This window comes from Nocardia sp. 852002-20019_SCH5090214, from assembly GCF_001665865.1.
In the GTDB taxonomy this organism is placed as follows: Bacteria; Actinomycetota; Actinomycetes; order Mycobacteriales; family Mycobacteriaceae; genus Nocardia; species Nocardia nova.
Genome location: NZ_LZMK01000178.1, coordinates 1 through 660, shown reverse-complemented (window position 1 = coordinate 660; position 660 = coordinate 1). Strand labels below are relative to the sequence as shown.

At 68.6% G+C, this 660-nt stretch carries 1 pseudogene; it reads left to right on the top strand.

Annotated elements, in window-relative coordinates:
- Positions 1 to 660: pseudogene (locus tag A5780_RS40945) on the top strand (hypothetical protein); the annotation flags it as partial.

Below are 660 nucleotides of genomic sequence, written 5' to 3'. Positions count from 1 at the left end.
GGGTCGACCCACACCGGCGAGGCGAGAAGGTCGATGTCTCGGGTGTCTCCGGTGAGGTAGTCGACGACGAAGTCGATGCGGGCGCGGTCGTCTCCGGTGATGCCGGCGGAATCCAGATCAGCGGCCAGCTGCACCCGCCGCTGCTCGACAGCCGCCAGCGCGGCCGCGGGGTCCTCGTCGATGCTCTCGCCTCGCCGGTGTGGGTCGACCCGGGCGAAGAAGCGCGCGGCCGGATCCCGGAACTGCTGGGCGGATTCGCCGAGGGCTACGTCAACGCGCAGAAGATGGCCGCCGAGATCTCGGTGATGACCGCGGCCGACCAGGCCCAGGTCCGTGAAGCCGGTAAGGCGATCCGCGCCGGACGCGAGCCCAGTACGCGACTGTGGCCCGGCTACGCCAACCGCGAGCAGATCAACGAGGAGATCTTCCTTCTCGCAGGCGATGTCGAAGACATTCGAGCAATCGCGGACTACGTCGCCGAGAACGACCTCTCCGACGAAAGTCCCGAGACCTGGGGTGTCGGTGACGAAACCGCCGCGACCATCGAGCGGCTGCGCGAGCGGGGCGACGAGATCGTCGCGGTCGCCACACTCCAGCACGGCCTGGCCGACATCGAGCGCAGCCAGCTCGTCACGATTGTCGACGACGTCGACGCCGGAC